This is a genomic window from Candidatus Spongiihabitans sp., assembly GCF_965237845.1.
Classification (GTDB): domain Bacteria; phylum Pseudomonadota; class Gammaproteobacteria; order Arenicellales; family Poriferihabitantaceae; genus Spongiihabitans.
Genome location: NZ_OZ250154.1, coordinates 52139 through 70221, shown reverse-complemented (window position 1 = coordinate 70221; position 18083 = coordinate 52139). Strand labels below are relative to the sequence as shown.

Sequence of the window (18083 nt, the reverse complement as noted above, 5' to 3'; positions counted from 1 at the left end):
TTTAGTTTGTCCCCGTGTATGGATGCGTGCATGGATTCGGAGTAATTGCACAAAGGCGCTGATTTTTGTTGTATTATCCGCACGCTTTGGAAAGGCTGCCAGGACGGGCAGTTTGTCACTCAAATTTAAAGGAACTTCAACACAATAACCGCCATGACAGAACTATCAAATTATAGAAATATAGGAATCTTCGCTCATGTGGATGCCGGTAAAACGACCACCACGGAGAGAATATTGAGTCTCACCGGCAAGATTCACAAAATAGGTGAAGTCCACGATGGTGAAGCCACAACGGATTTCATGGAGCAGGAGCGCGAGCGAGGAATCACCATACAGTCTGCTGCGACCAGCACATTTTGGGCTGGCCATCGCTTAAATATTATTGATACGCCGGGCCACGTTGATTTCACTATCGAAGTTTATCGGTCATTAAAAGTGCTGGACGGCGGCATTGGGGTGTTTTGCGGGTCCGGCGGCGTTGAACCGCAATCTGAAACCAACTGGCGTTATGCCAATGATTCAGAAGTCGCACGAATTATTTTCGTGAACAAGCTGGATCGTATTGGCGCTGATTTTTATCGTGTTGTCGCGCAAATCAAGGAAGTGCTTGGCGCGCAGCCGTTGGTGATGGTTTTGCCAATCGGTATCGAGGATGACTTTACTGGCGTGATTGATTTATTGACCCGCAAAGCCTGGATTTGGGATGGCTCCGGCGATCCTGAAAACTACCACATCGAGGAAGTGCCCGCAGATATGGTCGATAAGGCGGAAAGCTATCGCCAAGCGTTGGTTGAAACCGCGCTTGAGTACGACGATGATGCTATGGAAAAATATCTCGATGGCGAGGAACCGGATATCGATACGGTAAAAGCCGGTATCCGAAAGGGTACGATTGCGCTGGATTTTTTCCCCACTTATTGTGGTTCTGCATTTAAAAACAAAGGGATTCAATTGATTCTCGATGCGGTTGTCGATTATCTGCCCAATCCAATGGAAGTCAAGCCGCAACCGGAAACGGATTTAAAGGGCAATGAAACCGGAGAATTTGCCCTCGTTGATCCACAGAAACCATTGCGCGCCCTGGCATTCAAAATAATGGATGACCGATTCGGGGCGCTCACATTTCTGCGTATTTATGCCGGCAGGATGAGCAAGGGCTCGAATGTGTTAAATACCGCCACGGGAAAAACCGAGCGGATTGGACGGATCGTGGAAATGCATGCAAATTCTCGTGAGGAGCGCAGTTCGGCTCAAGCGGGCGACATTGTTGCCGTGTTGGGCATGAAAAATGTCAAAACCGGACATACGCTGTGCGACCCGGACCATCCTGCAACCCTGGAGCCAATGGTTTTCCCGGACCCGGTCATTTCCATGTCGGTAAATCCTAAAGACAAAAGCGCTTCGGAGAAACTGGGCGTGGCCCTCGGGAAAATGATATGGGAAGATCCCTCATTTCACGTTACCACCGACCAGGATAGCGGTGAAACCATTCTCAAAGGAATGGGGGAACTGCATTTGGACATCAAAGTCGATTTGCTCAGGCGCACGCACGGTGTTGACGTAACAGTCGGCAAGCCACAAGTCGCCTACCGTGAAACCATTACCGAAAGCGTAGAAGACACTTATACGCACAAAAAACAAACCGGCGGCGCGGGTCAATTTGGTCGAATCGATTACCGGATCGAACCTGGTGAAACCGGCTCGGGCTACCTGTTTGAATCCAAAGTGACTGGCGGAAATGTGCCGCGGGAATTTTGGCCGGCAATAGATAAAGGTTTTGCCGGCTGCATGGAGCAGGGGGTATTGGCAGGCTATCCTTGTATCGACGTTAAAGTAACATTACTGGATGGCGCGTTCCACGCCGTGGATTCGTCGGCGGTGGCGTTTGAACTGGCGGCGAGGGCGGCATATCGCCAATCCATGGTTAAAGCTGGCCCACAATTGCTGGAACCGATCATGAAAGTGGATGTTTTTACCCCGGAACAGCATGTTGGTGATGTTATCGGCGATCTAAATCGCCGTCGTGGAATGATTAAGTCTCAGGAGGCCGGTCCTACGGGGGTGCGAATCAAGGGCGATCTTCCCTTGGCGGATATGTTTGGTTACATCGGTGATTTGCGTACCATCACGTCTGGGCGAGGTCAGTTTTCCATGGAATTTTCCCACTATATGCCGTGCCCGAAGAATGTGGCCGAAGAAGTGATTAAGGAGGCCCGGGAAAGAAACGCCACAAAGTAATCCGTGGCGATCTGCCGTGCCGCATAAGTTCAGATACCGCTGGCGCCTTTTTGCAATTATAATTGATTAAAGAGAGTTAGCCGGGGTATCGGTATGAAAATAGTGAATTCAAAATTTCCCGTTAATAAATTTAGCGATGAAGAATGGCGGGTTAGACAGGATCTGGCGGCCTGTTACCGGTTGTTTGTTTATTACGGCTGGACCGACCTGATTTTTACGCATCTCAGTGCGCGGATCCCGGGGCATTGTGACCAATACATTATAAATCCTTACGGTTTGTTGTTCTCCGAAGTCACCGCGAGTAATTTGATTAAAGTTGATTTTGACGGCAATGTTCTGCAAGGAGACTGCCCGTACAATTCGGCCGGTCACTCCATTCACACCGCCATCCTTAAAGCCCGCCCTGAGGTGAATACGGTGTTGCATAGCCATACACGGGCTGGAATGGCGGTATCCTGCATGGAATGCGGTTTATTACCGCTGACCCAACAAGCTAACGAGGTCGGTGGCATAGTGTGCTATCACAAATATGATGTGGTGACGGACAATCCAGAAGAATGCCGAAAGCTCGGAGAAGATATGGGGGACAAATGGTTAATGATCATGAACAACCACGGACTGCTCGCCGCCGGAAGAACGGTCGCAGAAGCTTTCTACTATCTATACACGCTGGAAAATGCCTGCAAGGTGCAAGTGGATGTCATGGCTTCCGGCGCGAAACAATGGGCGCTGGAAGCCAGCGTCGTCAAAGCGCTCAATGATTATGGCGCACCGCCACAACCAGCTCCGGCGGATTTTGTAACGCGCTCATGGGACGCGGTCATCAGGATGCTTGATCAGCAAGATCCTGCCTACAAGCAATGACAGTTTTTCAAAAGCGGTTATCCCGACAGGGGTGAAGCGATGGGGAGATATCGCACTGACTGCAGCCCGCAAAACGATGGCTCACTCGATTTGAAAGCGCTCCTCTTGCGTTATACCTTAAACCTTCCGGCGCCTTTTTGAAAAATGTGAGCGCATTGAAATGACCGGGCAAAATTATATTTTCGACATTACCCCGCAGTCATTTAATTCAATGGTGCTGGAAAATTCAATAAAGGGGCCGGTGCTGCTTTATTATTGGTCTGAAAATGCCGGCCCTTGTATGAAGTTATTGCCTAGACTGGTTAAGCTTGCAGATGAATACGGCGGTCAATTTTTATTGATGCTGCTTGATACCGATCGGTTCAAAAATTTTTCCAATGACAAGGGGGTCATCAGCATCCCCACGGTGCAGGTTTATTTCCAGGAGAAAATTATTGATACGGTTCACGGCGCCTATTCTGAAAAACATTTTCGCGCGGCCATTGAAAAAGCACTGCCGCGGCCACGTCATGCCATTATTTCTGCCCGCTTTCAAGCAATAAGCGCCAATGAACGCGCTCAATTTCGAGCAAAACTGGATACAGCAAAGCGGTGGGTTCAAAACGGTGAAGCGCTTAAGGCGGTAACCATTTTGGATAAACTGCCGGCACAGGCCATGCAGGATCCGGAGATAGAACTGCTTTATACGCATTTGGATATGATTCGAATGGCACAATTGGCGCCGGATCTCAAAACGCTGGAGAAAAATCTCATTGACAACCCTGACGATACCGAGGTTAAGTTTAAGATTGCAGCGCGTTATCTGGTCAACGATGAATTCGATGCCGCGTTGCAAACACTGATATCATTGCAGGAATCCGAAAATCACCGGGTAAAATCCAGGGCGATACGCGCAACACTGGCAATATTCGCATTGCTTGGCGAGTCCCATTCGTTGGTAAAGAAATATCAATTCTCCCTGGAAAATTCATGAGCAAGTTCATGGGGAAATTCACAGGGAATCAAAATAAATATTCTTGCCGCTAAGGCAACGCCAAGAGCGTATGCGCTGTTATCGGCCACCGCATTTTTTTGGGGTTGCAACACGATCTTCGCCAAGTTAGCCGTTGGGCAGGTGTCGCCTATGTTATTGGTGAGTCTGCGTTGGCTGGGTGCAGTATTGCTGCTATTGATATTTGCCCACAAATTATTGGTGCGCGACTGGGGTAAACTGCGTCGTAATCTTGCCACTCTTTTGTTGATGGGTATTCTGGGATTTACCGCGTTCAACGCGTTGTTTTATATTGCGGCCCATACAACATCCGGGCTGAATATGGGTATTATTCAAGGCGCGATTCCTGTATTTGTGCTGATCGGCGCCTTTATCATCTACCGCACGACAGTGTCTTCATTACAAATAATGGGTGTGGCGCTGACCATCATCGGGGTGTGCTTGGTGGCTTCCGCCGGCAATTTGGAGCGGCTAACCTCGCTCACTTTAAACCGGGGCGATTATCTTATGATCATCGCTTGTTTGCTGGCTGCAGGATACGCGCTGGCGCTTAGGCGATTTACCTCGATGTCACCTTTAAGCGTGCTCTCGGTAATTGCACTATCGGCGTTTATTACATCCCTCCCGTTAAGCGTCGTTGAATTGCTACTAGGAAATTTGCAATGGCCCACTGCAAAAGGCTGGATCATCGTTGCCTTGGTTACATTCTTTCCGTCATTTCTCGCGCAAATTTTTTTCATCCAGGGGGTTGCCGCTATCGGGCCCGGGCGCGCTGGAATATTCGTAAATCTGGTTCCGATTTTCGCATCTGTTCTGGCGGTTTCGATATTGAGCGAGCCGTTCAAAGCCTATCACGGCATTGCCTTGGCGCTGGTTCTGGGAGGAATTTGGCTATCCGAGCAGAACAACAAAGGCGTAACTGGAATCAACTAAACAGCGATGCTGGCTTTCAGCAACCCTATGGTAAAATTCCTGATATTTACAATCAATCACTATCAAACGGTCAGCATTATGAATAACGAAGTCATCATCACTTGTGCGGTTACTGGCGCCGGGGACACCACCGCTAAAAGTCATTTAATACCGATTACACCGGAGCAAGTCGCCAATGCGGCCAGTGAGGCGGCTAAAGCCGGCGCCGCAGTTGCCCATATCCATGTTCGTGATCCCGAAACCGGCAAAGGCTCGCGTGCCCCAGCGTTGTTCAAGGAAGCGGTAGATCGAGTGCGCGACAGCGGCATCGATGTCATCATCAACCTTACAGCGGGCATGGGGGGTGATTGGATACCGAGCGATGCAGACCCATCCATGCCCGGGCCCGGCACTGACATGGTAGGGCCCGAAGAGAGATTGGCGCATGTCGTTGAATGTCTGCCTGATATCTGCAGCCTTGATTGCGGCACCATGATATTTGGAAATGAAAAAGATCTTTATATAAACACCCCGGTTTATTTAAGAGCGATGGCCAAAATCACCCAGGAGTTGGGGGTCAAACCCGAGCTTGAGGTTTTTGATTTCGGGCAGATACGGCTGGCGCGCGCTTTGATCGAAGAAGGCTTAATCGATGCGCCGCCGTTGTTTCAATTGTGTTTGGGGATTCCCTGGGGCGCTGGCGCCGACACCGAAACCATGGCTGCAATGAAACAAGCATTGCCTGACAACGCGCTTTGGGCCGGGTTTGGAATTTCCCGGATGCAGATGCCTATGGTTGCCCAGGCGGTGGTGCTTGGCGGCAATTGTCGGGTTGGCCTTGAAGACAATATTTATCTGGATCGGGGCGTGCTTGCGACTAACGGTATGCTGGTTGAACGCGCGGTAGAGATCATCGAACGCCTGGGCGCGAAAGTGTTGTCAGCGGATGAAGCCAGAGAAAAAATAGGTTTGCAGAAAAAATAAGCCGTAAGAAAACATAGACGTTAAGAAACACAGGAGAGGCCAAGTGGCTGCCCTCGAAATTGACATCATATATTTAGAGCACCCGCATATCGGGGGTGCCCATACTCGGACTCCTAATTCGCTTTGCAGGCGCAATCAGCCTATGTCGGCCTTCAATAAGCACTTCCTAGCCATCACCAAATTGATTAACACACAACTGTGAATACATGATTCGCGCTTGGTTTGCTTCGTATGCTTCGCGAAACGGCCTTCGCATAGGGTGATTTGACGCATCAGTTCTCGCTATCTGCAAGCAGCTGTTTTGTGAATCCAGCCATCGCGCATTTTCCGGTTTTAATCAGGGGTTCCCTTATTTTTGGTATCCGTCTCTTGAACAATAATTCCACTGCTGGATAACCCCAGCTCTTTTAGCAAAGCATCAACGATTGACGCTTGCGCTCTATAACGCAAGGCATCTTCAAACAAACTGCGACCATTTCCACCATCGTTACTCGTATTCCCGGTACCGCCCAAACCGCCCGTCTGAACTATGCGAATACTTTCGATATTTTTCAGCGGCTCACCGCTCTCCCGGATAATTTCAGGGAGATGGTCAATCAAATATTTACGCATTTCCGAGGATATTTGATCGGCTGACAATAAATTGCGCGCATCATTAAGGTCGCGTTGCCCTTCGGCGTCAGTTTTGTATCGGATAGCATCCGCTTTAGCTTTGATATTATCTGTTTCCGCTTCACGCGCTGCTTCTATAATAGCCACTGTTTTTCGCCGCTCAGCAGTTTCCTTTTCTCGCTCGGTTAAAACCCGCTCTTCAGTGGAAACCAAAACCGCACGCATTTTTTCGGCTTCCTCTTTTGATTTCATTTGTGATAGTGCGCCTTTGGAAATTTCCTGGTCGCGGATTTGTTCGGCTAATTTTATGGCTTTATCTTTCTCAATTTCTCGTTCGTTAATTATACGCTCGCGATTAAGTCGCTCTTCTTCTACCATGCGTGAAGACAGGATTTTTGCGATTTCTATTTTCTTTTGTTTTTCAATATCTGCTTCATCGGCAGACTGGCTCTGTAATGCTCGTTGTTTTGCAATTTGAGATGTTTGTTCAGATTTTTGATTCTCAATACTAAGCTGTTGTTCCAACCGCGCAAATTGCTCTTCACGTTCCAGTGCCATATATAATTTTTCGGTTTCAAGATTTTTGTGCTTTATTTGAATTTTAGCGTCTTGCTCGATATCATTGCGTTTCTTTTTACGCTGTTCAATCGTTTCGGTAAGCCGAGTCAGACCTTCAGCATCAAACGCATTGGAGGGGTTGAAATAATCCATATTTGTTTGATCAAGCGAAGTAATGGAAACCGATTCCAGCGCTAATCCATTTCGCGATAAGGCTTCATTGAGCAATCCGAGGATTTTAAGTGCAAATCTTTTACGCTCTGCATGTAGTTCTTCCATGGTCATTTCCGCCGCAATAGCACGAATCGCATCCACAAATTTACCCTCCACAATATCGCGCACGGCATCTGGACGCAAAGTACGCGAACCAAGTGTTGCGGCTGCGGTGGAAACAGACTCCTCAGTTGGCGGAATATGAACATAAAAATCCACCATCACATTGACCCGCATCCGATCTTTGCTAATCACCGCTTCGTTATTGGTCATTCCAACACTGAGACGTAATATGTTTAAATTAACCTCGGTCACTTCCTGCAATATCGGTACAACAATTGCCCCGCCTCCAATCACCACTTTTTCACCGCCAAACCCTGTTCGGATAAAAGCGATTTCTTTGGTAGCACGTCGGTAGAAACGAAAAAAAAGGATGATAGCAACAAGTACTACAATAACAATCAAGGTTAAAAACGTAAAAACAGTCATTGATTTTCTCCAGAGAAACGTTTTTTTAAGGCATCAAATCCCGCTTGAAACACGTTTTGACTAATCATCCCAGCCATTTCTGCTTCTTTCCCCGAAGTTGTATTAAATTCGGCCGTCCATTCGCCAAAAGTATGGTTTTTGTCGGTAACTGGTATAAATTTTAATCTTGCTATATAGTTTTTCACATCAAGCTCTGATTCAAGGACCGCATACGAAAACTGATAGTCAAAATCAGACAACATCAGTAGTTGTTCTCGGATTTGCGTCCCATCCTGCAAGTAAAAATTACGAACGCAACCAATCGCATCGCTCAATCTCCCGCCTTCAATCATTGACCGCGCAATCGCAGGATGCCAATTCGGCATATCGTTAAAATCGCGCACAATTTCCCAAACCTCAACGGTGGGCGCTTCAATAATAGAGCTGACAAATATTTTTACCATTCTAAATTAATTGATTGCAAAAAAGTAATAGATATAGACTCGCTCGTAACTTGTATTCCCGGTTTATTTTTGCTTCTTGCCAATATTTTTAAATTTTTGTGTTTGCTCTATCAGCGCTATTTCAGTTGGCAAACGCTCCATACTTGAAGCGCCGTAAAAACCATTACACTTTGGACAGTTTAACAAAATATATTCAGCGTCTTCTGGCGAAGATATCGGGCCACCGTGGCAAAGTACAATAATATCATTTCGCAATGTATGCGCGGCTTCAGACCAATTGTTGATTAAATCCGCGCAATGACTGAGATCAAAAGCAGTTTGAGCGCCAATGTTGCCACCCGTGGTTAAACCCATGTGTGCAACAATAATATCGGCCCCCGCTTTGGTCATATTTATCGCGTCTTCCTGGTTAAACACATAAGGCGTGGTCAACATGTTTAATTCATGCGCTCTGGCAATCATCGACACTTCCAATTCATAGCCCATGCCTGTTTCTTCAAGATTAGAACGAAAATTGCCATCAATAAGGCCTACCGTGGGGAAATTCTGTACCCCACTAAAACCCATGTCATTCAATGTTTTAAGAAATTGGTCCATATTAAGGAATGGGTCTGTGGCATTTACACCGGCGAGAACAGGCGTGTGATACACAACGGGCAATACCTCTGAAGCCATTTCTAATACGATTTGATTTGCATTGCCATAGGCTAAAAGCCCGGCAAGCGAGCCACGCCCGGCCATGCGATAACGCCCAGAGTTGTAGATAACGATAAGGTCAATGCCCCCCGCTTCCTCGCATTTCGCAGAAAGACCCGTGCCCGCGCCACCGCCAATTATCGGTTGGCCTTTGGCTATCATTTCTTGAAAATTCGCCACTAATATCGATCGTTCAATGCCAGCCATTGTTAAACCTAAAAATAAATTAAATCTGTTAAAAACATGTTCAATGCATTATGCTTTTAAATTCCGTCGTCACAATATCCGCAAACGCAGAATCATTTATGTGATGCGGCAACCGAATAAGCCTGCGATTATCAGTTTGATTGACAGTTTTTTCCAGCATATAAAACAATGCCTGATTTGCCTCCGGGTCATGAAATTGTTTGCCGGGGGCATCCAGCGTGGATACGCCTCGTTCGGGAATAAAAAATCTAACCAAACCATTGCATTGATTCAACTTGATTCCAATCCATTGGCCTATTTTCTGATTTTCTTCAGTCGTTGTACGCATAAGGGTAACTTGCTGGTTATGAACATAAAGGTTGCGTTCCCGGTATTTTTCAGGCACGGTTTCCAGTGCGCCGAAATTGACCATATCCAACGCGCCACATGACCCGATGTAGGGAATACGGGAACGAATAATTGCACCGAATCGATCTTCATCGGCACTCATTACACCGCCTGCTATCAAGTCGCACACTTCTGTGGTTGTTATATCTAATACCCCAACCAACACATTTGAGTCAATAAGTTTTTCCATTGAACGGCCACCGGTGCCGGTGGCGTGAAATATAAGGCACTCAAATTGATGTTCCAGTTTATTTGATAGTAGTTGGACACAAGGCGTAGTTACCCCAAACATGGTTAAACCAACTGACGGCTTTAGATTTTTATTTTGTGGTTGTTCGCCAAGCATCATTCCGGCAAGGGCATTAGTCGCATTGGAAAGAATCCGTTCTGAAATACGGTTAATTCCTGAAATATCGGTAACCGAATAAAGCATACAAATATCGGAGGGGCCAACATAGCCACTGACATCACCGGAGGCGACGGTGGAAACCATTATCTTGGGTACGCCAATCGGTAAACTTTGCATGGCCGGCGTGGCGAGCGCTGTACCGCCAGACCCGCCAAGACCAACAATCCCGGCGACATCATTTTTAGTGGTGAGAAAATGCCGAAAAGCGATGGCCATCTCGGTGACGGCCGTTCCCCGGTCGCCTGTAAATACGACGCTACTGCCATCCGGATGACTTTGTGCAACTTCGCTTGGAATAATCTCGGCGGTGGATGGTTGGCCTGATGTGGATAAGTCCACTGTGATAGCATTTATTCCGTGTTGTTCAAGTAAATTATGCACGAAAAATAATTCACGACTTTTAGTATCAAATGTTCCAACAACATACGCCATATTGGAATCATCATGTGAGATAGATTGATTAAGTTTGGGTTTATCGTCCGCTAAATCAGTTGCCGTGGATGAGATAGTCCCATCCCAACGGGTGATGAATTTTTTCACCCTGGCCAATTCGGATATCGGCGACTCGAGTTCTTTAACCAACGGATTACCAAAGGAAAATCTATTTATCTTGGATCCAAGTCCGGCAAGTGTGCCAGCATCATAGTCGGATGCCGAATCTGCACGAGCGCTTAAATCAGCATCCTCATCTGCAATGCTTTTATCCGGTTTTTCATCACTGCCGGCGATGCCCAAAAGCTGTTGTTGCATTTTTTTGTCCTTGGCAAGTTCATCCGCATCCAGTTCCACCGCAATACGACCATTGACCATAATTGCAATACGTTGAGAGATACGTAGTGCCACGCCAAGATTTTGTTCCACTAAAAAGACGGTAATTCCTTCTTCTTCAACGATCTGTGAAATCAGTTTTTCTACTTGCTCAACGATTATCGGCGCCAACCCTTCAGTTGGCTCATCCATGATAAGCAAGCGTGGATTTGTGAGTAATGCACGGCCAATCGCCAACATTTGTTGCTCACCACCGGAAAGCTGATTGCCGCCATTTAAGCGTCGCTCCTTGAGCCTCGGAAACGTGGCATATAGACGCTCCAAAGTCCAAGCGCCATCTTTCTTTGCGGCAAGACGCAAATGCTCATCCACCGTTAGCGACGGCCAGACACGTCGCCCCTGAGGCACGTAGCCGACTCCCAGGTCGACTATCTGATAAGGGTTTAAACCAAGCACGTCGGTGTTATTGATCAACACTGAACCGCTGTTACCCGGCACTATTCCCATAATTGTATTGCATAAAGTCGTTTTACCCATTCCGTTGCGCCCGACCATAGCCAAAATACCGTTTGCAGGGATATTCAATGTTACGCCCTGCAAAGCATGGGCTTGCCCGTAGTAAACATTCAAATCGTTTACACTCAATCTAAAATCCGATGTAGTCGTGCCGGATGTCATTGATGTTCAGCGCCCAGATATATCGCTTGCACATCCGGATCATTCTGAATTTTTTCAGGCGATCCTTCCCGAAATAAACGTCCATCATTCATAATCGTCACCTGATCGGATACTTTCAAAGCAACGTCCAAATCGTGCTCAATGATGACCATGGTTATGTGGTCGGGTAGTCTGTGTAGCATTTCAACCAATCGTGTCCGTTCGGCAGGCGACAGACCCGCGGCCGGTTCATCAAGCAAAATAGTGCGTGGTGAGCCGGCCATGGCCATGCCAATTTCCAGCTGCCGTTGTTGCCCATGAGACAGATTGCCCACTAATTGGTTGGTATTATCAAGGCCAACAAACTGAGCCAGCTCCCCGGCTTTTCGCATGACCGCATTGTCTTTCCCAGGCCTTTTCATAACAAAACGATCGCCCATGATGCCCCGCACAGCCAAATAAAGATTGTCAAGAACACTCAATCCGCCAAACAACAGTGATTTTTGGTAAGTGCGACGTAAACCACGCCGAATCCTGTCGTGCACTGGCATATAAGTAATATCTTTACCGAAAAAAATAATACGTCCTTCAGTGGGCGGAAAATCTCCGGTTATGGCGTTAAACAAAGTCGTTTTCCCGGCGCCGTTGGCGCCAAGCACGGCACGCCGCTCTCCGGAACGAATAGAAAAAGAAACCCCTTCCAGCGCAACCAGAGACCCAAAGACTTTACCGACGTTTATTAATTCCAGCGCAAACGGCGACCCGATTGAATGACCCCCGTCCATTGGTTTCACAATACCGGAATAAGTCATATATCGCCTTCCGCCTAATTACACTTGGGCACCCCCCGTCCCACCCTGCCAAGCGCAAGGAATTTGTCGCGGTCACCATTCATAACTTGATTGACTTGCGGAATAATTTTAATCACTTTGTTATAAAGTGTTCCATCATCGGCCTCAGCGACTTCGGTAAGAAATATATCAGCGACAACTTGACGGTTTTCATCCAGATGAACTTTCCCGGTAGGCGTATCCAATTCCAGGTTGCTCAACGTCTTACGCAGTTTGGCATGACCATCCGATAAATCACCGCCAATTGCATCAAGTGCCGTTAGCACTGCGGATGTGCTCACATAGTAGCCATGCGAGAACAGCGATGGTGTTGGAAAACCGTCTGGAAACTGGGCTTTATATTCAGATTGCCACTCCTTCCAATCAGGGCTATCCCAATTATCCGCGATTGGGCCCGCTGATGGAGTACCAATAATATATGCTTTACGACGACCTTTGGAAGCGAGTACCGATTGGTCCACGGTAATCGTGCCGCCTATCAGCGGCTTATCACCACCAGCCTGCTCATACTGGGACAAAAAATTAACCGCATCCGAACCGCCAAGCGCCACATAGATTGCATCAATATTATCAGGAATTCTGGCGATAACAGAGGAATAATCCTTGTTGCCTATAGGCGTCCAAAAACGATCCAGCACCCGCCCGCCTAAATTGCAAAAATCGTTTAGAAAACCAAGTGTCATGGTATAAGGAAAAGAATAATCTTCTCCAATGGTTACAATTTTCTTGTAATGCTTGGTGTTGTAAACATACTCACCAAGCCCGGCCATCCATTGTGCGCCATCGCCGGTAAAACGAAAAAAATTGGGGGCGGGATCGCGCAAAGTGGTATCTTGTGCAGCTGAAGTGCCATTCACAAATGTTACCTGGGGCTGGGTCTTCGCATAGTCTTTGACAGCAAGCCCTTCAGAACCTGACAGAGGCCCGATAACGATATCAACGCTATCTTGTTCCACCAGTTTTTTAATGGTGCGAATTGCACTATCTGGCGAAGCATCCGATGAACCACGGATAATTTGTAAATCTTTTCCGCCTGCTCGGTTGCCCCATTTATTTAACGCCATATCGACACCGCGCATACTTTCCACCCCAAGCACCGCAAAGGCGCCTTCCAGTGTTGCGATAGTTCCAATTTTAATTGTATCCGCGACCGCCGCCGTGGGTGTAAAAGTGAACAATATTAGCGTGAAGAACAGTTCAAGTAATTTTTTAGGTGGAAACATGATAACCTCTCTATAGTGTATAGATTTTTTGATGTGCATTAGTCGGATGCTCCGCCGATTTTAAACCAGCACCGCCACCAACCAATGACGCCATCGGGAGAAAACAGAACAATGGCTAAAAATACTGACCCGATAACAGTATTAAAACGCTCGTGATCAATCAAGTTAATTGCGAAATTATCTGAAAGCGTAAAAATAAGCGCGCCAATAAACGCACCAATTGGATGTCCCAAACCGCCAATAATTGCCATCACAAGAATATCAATGGTCGGTCCTACGCCGATTGAAGCGGAATCAATTCGGCCGTTCATCCAGACCATCAGGACACCACCCACCGCGGCTAAAATAGATGCAATTGAATAAGTTAATATTCGATGGGCGACAACATGAAAACCCAACGCCTCCATGCGCCGTGCGTTATCTCTCAGACCTTGCAGGGCAATACCAAAATTTGAACGCACCAGATAAGCAATACTAAAAAAACTAACCGCGGCCATCATTAAACTGAGATAGTAAAAATATGCCGGTTCACGCAAATCAATCCCCGCCACCACGGGCGCTTTAATACCGGAGTAACCGGTAAAACCATTAAAAATCGAATAATTTTGACGAGTAAAATAAAAAAACCCGGTGGCGATTGCCAAGGTAATCATGATGGTATAGATGCCATCGGTGCGCACCGATAACAGCCCTATCAGAGTGCCAAACACAGTGGCAACGGTGATCGCACTTAATACAACCATCGGCCATGGCCAATCGAGACCAAGATTTACACTGTTAATCCCCAAAATAGAAACAAGATAACCGGCGAACCCCGCAACGGTCATTTGCGCGAGTGACACCATACCGCCACATCCGGCAAGCAGTGTTAAACCTAAGGCAATGATTCCATAGATAAATGTTTGTGCGCCTATTTGCACCAACCAAAACGAGTTTGCAACCAGTGGCACGGCTATGAGCAGAACGACTATGAGCACACTCAAAGCTGACAAATAGGAATATCTCATTTGGCGCGCCCCATGATGCCTTGCGGACGCAATGCGAGAACGATGACCATTATGGCGAAGGTATAAACCACGCCATAAGTTGGCGAATAGGTAAGACCGTATTGCTCGGTCAAACCAATAAGAATTGCGCCAATAGCGCTACCGGTCACACTACCCATACCACCGACAATAACCACAACTAACGATGCAAGCAAATAACGCAAATCTTCCCCTGGTGAAATAGAAAGCGCCGAACCGCCAATTACACCGGCGAGACCGGCCAGACCCGCACCCAGCGCAAAGGTTAATGCGAATATCAAATGCACGTTAATACCCGTTGCCGACAGCATATCCCGATCATCAACGCCAGCACGGATCATCATGCCAATTCGTGTTTTATTGAGAAACAACCATAAGCCAATACCGATCACTAATGCCACACACAGAATAAATATACGGTAAATCGGATAAGTCTTGATTAGTGGAATATTTTTAATTGCCCCGTAAAGCATGTCGGGGATTTCAAATTGATAAGTAGCGCCGCTCCAATAAGCCAACATCAAGTCAGCGGCGATAATCGAAATGCCAATAGTAATCAGAGTTTGGCGTAATTCCTGACCCTCAAGAAATCGAAATAAGAAGTGTTGGAGTAAAAGGCCGAGAATGGCCATGGACAAAAAACCACCACCAACACCCACAAACCACGAACCACGAACCAGTAGCTTGCTGAAACTCAAACCCCACATACGCCCCGAGCAAGTAAAGTGTGCCATGCGCCAGATTAACATTGCGCATCAGGCCAAACACCAATGAAAACCCACTGGCAACTATAAAATATAGCGAGGCCAAAGTCAGTCCGTTCAATGTTGAAATTAAAAACAATTTCATGTTTGACGGACTAATCTAAAGAAACTTTTCCTTCGTATGCTTCGCGAAACGGCCTTTGCATTATGGTGGTTTGACGTATCAGTTCTCGCTATCGGCAATCAGCTGTTTTGTGAATTCAGTTATCCCGCATTTTCCGATTTTTAATCGGAGTTTCCTTAAGACGGATACGCTGGATAATCATCTGTTCAGTTCCCGGCTGCCGCCACGCCCTCTTTGGTTTTTCGTTCCGCCAGCACGTTGTCCATCCAGTCTGGATCCATTTCAGGCACCGAAGACAGCAACAGGTCGGTGTATTCATGGTAAGGCGGTGAAAAAATATCGTCTTTAGGCCCTTGCTCAACGATACGCCCTTCAAGCATCACGATGACTTCATCGGCGATGGCGCTGACCGTTGCCAGATCATGGGTGATAAACATGTAAGCCAGATTTAACTCCTGCTGCAACCGGTCGAGCAATTTGAGGATGCCTTCGGCGACCAGCTGGTCCAGCGCTGAGGTGACTTCGTCGCAGATGATAAAAGCCGGATTGGCTGCCAGTGCCCGGGCGATGCAGATGCGTTGTTTTTGGCCGCCAGACAACTCCCCCGGAAGCCGGTCAAGAAACACATTCGGATCCATCTCGATCATGTCCATCAACTCGCGCAACCGTTGTTCTTTTTCCGCGCCTTGAAGACCCAGGTAAAAAGTCAGCGGGCGACCGACGATATCGCGGATTTTTTGTCTCGGATTGACTGCAGTATCCGCCATCTGGTATATCATCTGAGCCTGGCGCAGTTGCTCCTTGTTACGCTTGCGATAATCCCTTGGATACTTAACGCCGTCATAGTACACATCGCCTTGCCTGGGCGGTAGCAGTCCAGTGATGACTCGGGCGGTGGTGCTTTTGCCGCTACCGGACTCACCCACCATGGCGACGGTGCGGCCACGATGAACCTCAAAATTTACATCATACAGCACCGTCACCGTGCCGTAAGCGGCGGTCACGTTTTCCACCTTGATCAATGGAACATCTTCAAGGGGAGGGGCGACTTCCTGCTTTTTGAACGATCGCACCGCCCACAACGACTTGGTGTAGTCCTGTTTGGGAGCCGACAACATTGTGCGGGTGTCGGCATCTTCGACGGTCTCGCCGTATCGCAACACCTTGATTTTGTCTGCCATCTGCGCCACTACCGCGAGGTCGTGGGTAATGTAAATCGCGGCACAATTAAACTGCTCGACGATATCGCGCATGGTCACCAGCACTTCAATCTGGGTGGTAACATCAAGGGCGGTGGTCGGCTCGTCAAAGATCAGCAAGTCAGGTCGGCAGGAAAGCGCCATGGCCGTCATGGCGCGTTGCAATTGCCCGCCGGAAACCTGATGCGGATAGCGGAATCCTATCTGGTTGGGATTGGGCATTCTGATTTTGGCGTATAACTCCTTGGCATCGGTGTAAGCATCTTCTTTGGTTCCCACCCCGTGCTCAATCACAGTTTCGGCGAACTGGTCAATCAGCTTGTGAGCCGGATTGAACGACGCGGCCGCGCTTTGCGCCACGTATGCGATCCTCGATCCTCGCAGTTTTCGCTTTTCTTCTTCCGATGCCTTAACTAGGTCAATGCCGTCGAACATGATGCTGCCGCCGTTAATGCGGCAACCCGGTTTGGCATACCCCATTGCGGCAATGCCGATGGTTGATTTGCCGGCGCCGGATTCGCCGATCAAGCCGAGCACCTCGCCTCGGTACAGGGTTACGTCAACACCCTTGACGATCTGGTGCCATTTCTCGTCCGAGAAGCCTTCAATCCGAAGGCCCCTCATTTCCAGCAAAGGCTTTTTGTCGTCAGCGCTCATTTTAATGCTCATCTTTGAGGCCGCTCGTTTTGTGCAGGAACCAGTCAACCACGAAATTAACGCCGATGGTCAATAGCGCGATCGCCGCCGCTGGCAGCAACGGGGTAATATCGCCGTAAGTAATTAACGTGGCGTTGTCCCTCACCATGGATCCCCAGTCGGCGGTGGGCGGCTGCAGGCCAAGCCCGAGGAAGCTGAGCGAGCTGATAGTGAGGAACACGAAACAAAAGCGTAAACCAAACTCGGCCACCAAGGGCGGCATGATGTTGGGCAATACCTCCCTCAACGCGATCCAGGATACCCTCTCGCCGCGCAATCTGGCTGACTCGATGTAGTCCATCACCACCACATTGAGACTCACCGCGCGTGCGATTCGAAACACCCTGGTGGAATCGAGAATGCCAATAATTATAATCAGGGATGGTATTGATGTGCCGAAGATGGTAAGCAGCAGCATGGCGAAGATGAGCCCTGGAATGGCCATCAACACATCCACGGTGCGGCTGGTTAACTGGTCGTACCAACCGCCCAGCACCGCCGCCATGATGCCGGTGGTACCGCCCAGAAAAAACGCGAGTAGCGTGGTGATCAAGGCGATGCCGACGGTATTTCGAGCGCCGTATATCAGCCGGGTCATCATATCGCGGCCGAGATTGTCGGTGCCAAGCGGGAACTGGTTGCTCCAAACATCGTACTCGGTGCCAACGATTTCCGATTCTCCATAAGGCGCCAGCACCGGCGCGAAGACCGCCACTGCGACGTATATAATGATAACGAGAAAGCCGAACTGGGCAGTGAGGGGCGCCTTCTTCAACTCCCGCCAGGCGACCGATGCCTTGCTTTCCTTTCGTGGTGGTGGCGGAGGCATCGCG

At 48.2% G+C, this 18083-nt stretch carries 16 protein-coding genes; 5 read left to right on the top strand and 11 right to left on the bottom strand.

The annotated features are described in order from the left end of the window. The first annotated feature begins 153 nt into the window (after positions 1-153). The 5 genes from fusA (at position 154) to ACPXXB_RS00310 (ending at position 5989) form a co-directional block, all read left to right on the top strand. Positions 154-2238 (top strand): elongation factor G, encoded by a 2085-nt coding sequence (fusA, locus tag ACPXXB_RS00330; RefSeq protein ID WP_423908195.1) that lies wholly within the window; start codon positions 154-156, stop codon positions 2236-2238. A 93-nt stretch (positions 2239-2331) separates the two neighbouring features. Then, positions 2332-3102: a class II aldolase/adducin family protein gene (locus ACPXXB_RS00325; RefSeq protein ID WP_423908193.1), complete on the top strand. Its 771-nt coding sequence runs from the start codon at positions 2332-2334 to the stop codon at positions 3100-3102. A gap of 160 nt (positions 3103-3262) precedes the next feature. Next, complete coding sequence (locus ACPXXB_RS00320; protein ID WP_423908192.1) at positions 3263-4075, top strand: tetratricopeptide repeat protein; 813 nt, start codon at positions 3263-3265, stop codon at positions 4073-4075. Between the two features lie 27 nt (positions 4076-4102). After that, on the top strand, positions 4103-5026 hold the full coding sequence (locus ACPXXB_RS00315; RefSeq protein WP_423911218.1) for a DMT family transporter: 924 nt from the start codon (positions 4103-4105) through the stop codon (positions 5024-5026). A 78-nt stretch (positions 5027-5104) separates the two neighbouring features. Further along, positions 5105-5989, top strand: a complete 885-nt coding sequence (locus ACPXXB_RS00310) for a 3-keto-5-aminohexanoate cleavage protein (RefSeq protein WP_423908190.1) — start codon at positions 5105-5107, stop codon at positions 5987-5989. Positions 5990-6322: 333 nt separating this feature from the next. Here the strand turns inward: ACPXXB_RS00310 and ACPXXB_RS00305 are convergent, their stop codons facing one another. From ACPXXB_RS00305 to ACPXXB_RS00255, 11 genes are all read right to left on the bottom strand, one after another. After that, the gene (locus ACPXXB_RS00305) at positions 6323-7861 is read right to left on the bottom strand and encodes a flotillin family protein (protein ID WP_423908188.1); all 1539 of its coding nucleotides are present in this window, start codon (positions 7859-7861) and stop codon (positions 6323-6325) included. After that, the gene (locus ACPXXB_RS00300; protein ID WP_423908186.1) at positions 7858-8304 is read right to left on the bottom strand and encodes an SRPBCC family protein; all 447 of its coding nucleotides are present in this window, start codon (positions 8302-8304) and stop codon (positions 7858-7860) included. The genes ACPXXB_RS00305 and ACPXXB_RS00300 overlap by 4 nt, the downstream gene beginning before the upstream one ends. A 63-nt stretch (positions 8305-8367) precedes the next feature. Then, positions 8368-9207 carry a phosphoenolpyruvate hydrolase family protein gene (locus ACPXXB_RS00295; RefSeq protein WP_423908184.1) on the bottom strand — a complete coding sequence of 280 codons (840 nt, stop codon included), beginning with the start codon at positions 9205-9207 and terminating at the stop codon, positions 8368-8370. A gap of 40 nt (positions 9208-9247) precedes the next feature. Beyond that, positions 9248-11449 (bottom strand): ABC transporter permease, encoded by a 2202-nt coding sequence (locus tag ACPXXB_RS00290; protein ID WP_423908182.1) that lies wholly within the window; start codon positions 11447-11449, stop codon positions 9248-9250. Next, a complete protein-coding gene (locus ACPXXB_RS00285; protein ID WP_423908181.1) occupies positions 11446-12240 on the bottom strand; it encodes an ABC transporter ATP-binding protein in 795 nt (264 codons plus the stop codon). Before ACPXXB_RS00285 ends, ACPXXB_RS00290 begins: the two co-directional genes overlap by 4 nt. A gap of 14 nt (positions 12241-12254) precedes the next feature. Then, positions 12255-13502, bottom strand: a complete 1248-nt coding sequence (locus tag ACPXXB_RS00280; protein ID WP_423908179.1) for an ABC transporter substrate-binding protein — start codon at positions 13500-13502, stop codon at positions 12255-12257. Between the two features lie 38 nt (positions 13503-13540). After that, a complete protein-coding gene (locus ACPXXB_RS00275; RefSeq protein WP_423908178.1) occupies positions 13541-14509 on the bottom strand; it encodes a branched-chain amino acid ABC transporter permease in 969 nt (322 codons plus the stop codon). Beyond that, the gene (locus ACPXXB_RS00270) at positions 14506-15225 is read right to left on the bottom strand and encodes a branched-chain amino acid ABC transporter permease (RefSeq protein ID WP_423908176.1); all 720 of its coding nucleotides are present in this window, start codon (positions 15223-15225) and stop codon (positions 14506-14508) included. The genes ACPXXB_RS00275 and ACPXXB_RS00270 overlap by 4 nt, the downstream gene beginning before the upstream one ends. Beyond that, positions 15110-15376 (bottom strand): ABC transporter permease subunit, encoded by a 267-nt coding sequence (locus ACPXXB_RS00265; RefSeq protein ID WP_423908174.1) that lies wholly within the window; start codon positions 15374-15376, stop codon positions 15110-15112. The genes ACPXXB_RS00270 and ACPXXB_RS00265 overlap by 116 nt, the downstream gene beginning before the upstream one ends. A gap of 185 nt (positions 15377-15561) precedes the next feature. Continuing rightward, the gene (locus tag ACPXXB_RS00260; RefSeq protein ID WP_423908172.1) at positions 15562-17211 is read right to left on the bottom strand and encodes an ABC transporter ATP-binding protein; all 1650 of its coding nucleotides are present in this window, start codon (positions 17209-17211) and stop codon (positions 15562-15564) included. A 1-nt stretch (position 17212) separates the two neighbouring features. Next, the gene (locus tag ACPXXB_RS00255) at positions 17213-18079 is read right to left on the bottom strand and encodes an ABC transporter permease (RefSeq protein WP_423911215.1); all 867 of its coding nucleotides are present in this window, start codon (positions 18077-18079) and stop codon (positions 17213-17215) included. Positions 18080-18083 lie beyond the last annotated feature (4 nt).

Excerpts from the sequence above, each read along its gene's own strand:
- ACPXXB_RS00275 (WP_423908178.1), bottom strand. The coding sequence starts at position 14,509 with ATGAGATATTCCTATTTGTCAGCTTTGAGTGTGCTCATAGTCGTTCTG.
- ACPXXB_RS00305 (WP_423908188.1), bottom strand. The coding sequence starts at position 7,861 with ATGACTGTTTTTACGTTTTTAACCTTGATTGTTATTGTAGTACTTGTT.
- fusA (WP_423908195.1), top strand. The coding sequence starts at position 154 with ATGACAGAACTATCAAATTATAGAAATATAGGAATCTTCGCTCATGTG.
- ACPXXB_RS00255 (WP_423911215.1), bottom strand. The coding sequence starts at position 18,079 with ATGCCTCCGCCACCACCACGAAAGGAAAGCAAGGCATCGGTCGCCTGG.
- ACPXXB_RS00295 (WP_423908184.1), bottom strand. The coding sequence starts at position 9,207 with ATGGCTGGCATTGAACGATCGATATTAGTGGCGAATTTTCAAGAAATG.
- ACPXXB_RS00325 (WP_423908193.1), top strand. The coding sequence starts at position 2,332 with ATGAAAATAGTGAATTCAAAATTTCCCGTTAATAAATTTAGCGATGAA.
- ACPXXB_RS00265 (WP_423908174.1), bottom strand. The coding sequence starts at position 15,376 with ATGAAATTGTTTTTAATTTCAACATTGAACGGACTGACTTTGGCCTCG.
- ACPXXB_RS00290 (WP_423908182.1), bottom strand. The coding sequence starts at position 11,449 with ATGACATCCGGCACGACTACATCGGATTTTAGATTGAGTGTAAACGAT.
- ACPXXB_RS00320 (WP_423908192.1), top strand. The coding sequence starts at position 3,263 with ATGACCGGGCAAAATTATATTTTCGACATTACCCCGCAGTCATTTAAT.
- ACPXXB_RS00285 (WP_423908181.1), bottom strand. The coding sequence starts at position 12,240 with ATGACTTATTCCGGTATTGTGAAACCAATGGACGGGGGTCATTCAATC.
- ACPXXB_RS00280 (WP_423908179.1), bottom strand. The coding sequence starts at position 13,502 with ATGTTTCCACCTAAAAAATTACTTGAACTGTTCTTCACGCTAATATTG.
- ACPXXB_RS00260 (WP_423908172.1), bottom strand. The coding sequence starts at position 17,211 with ATGAGCGCTGACGACAAAAAGCCTTTGCTGGAAATGAGGGGCCTTCGG.
- ACPXXB_RS00310 (WP_423908190.1), top strand. The coding sequence starts at position 5,105 with ATGAATAACGAAGTCATCATCACTTGTGCGGTTACTGGCGCCGGGGAC.
- ACPXXB_RS00300 (WP_423908186.1), bottom strand. The coding sequence starts at position 8,304 with ATGGTAAAAATATTTGTCAGCTCTATTATTGAAGCGCCCACCGTTGAG.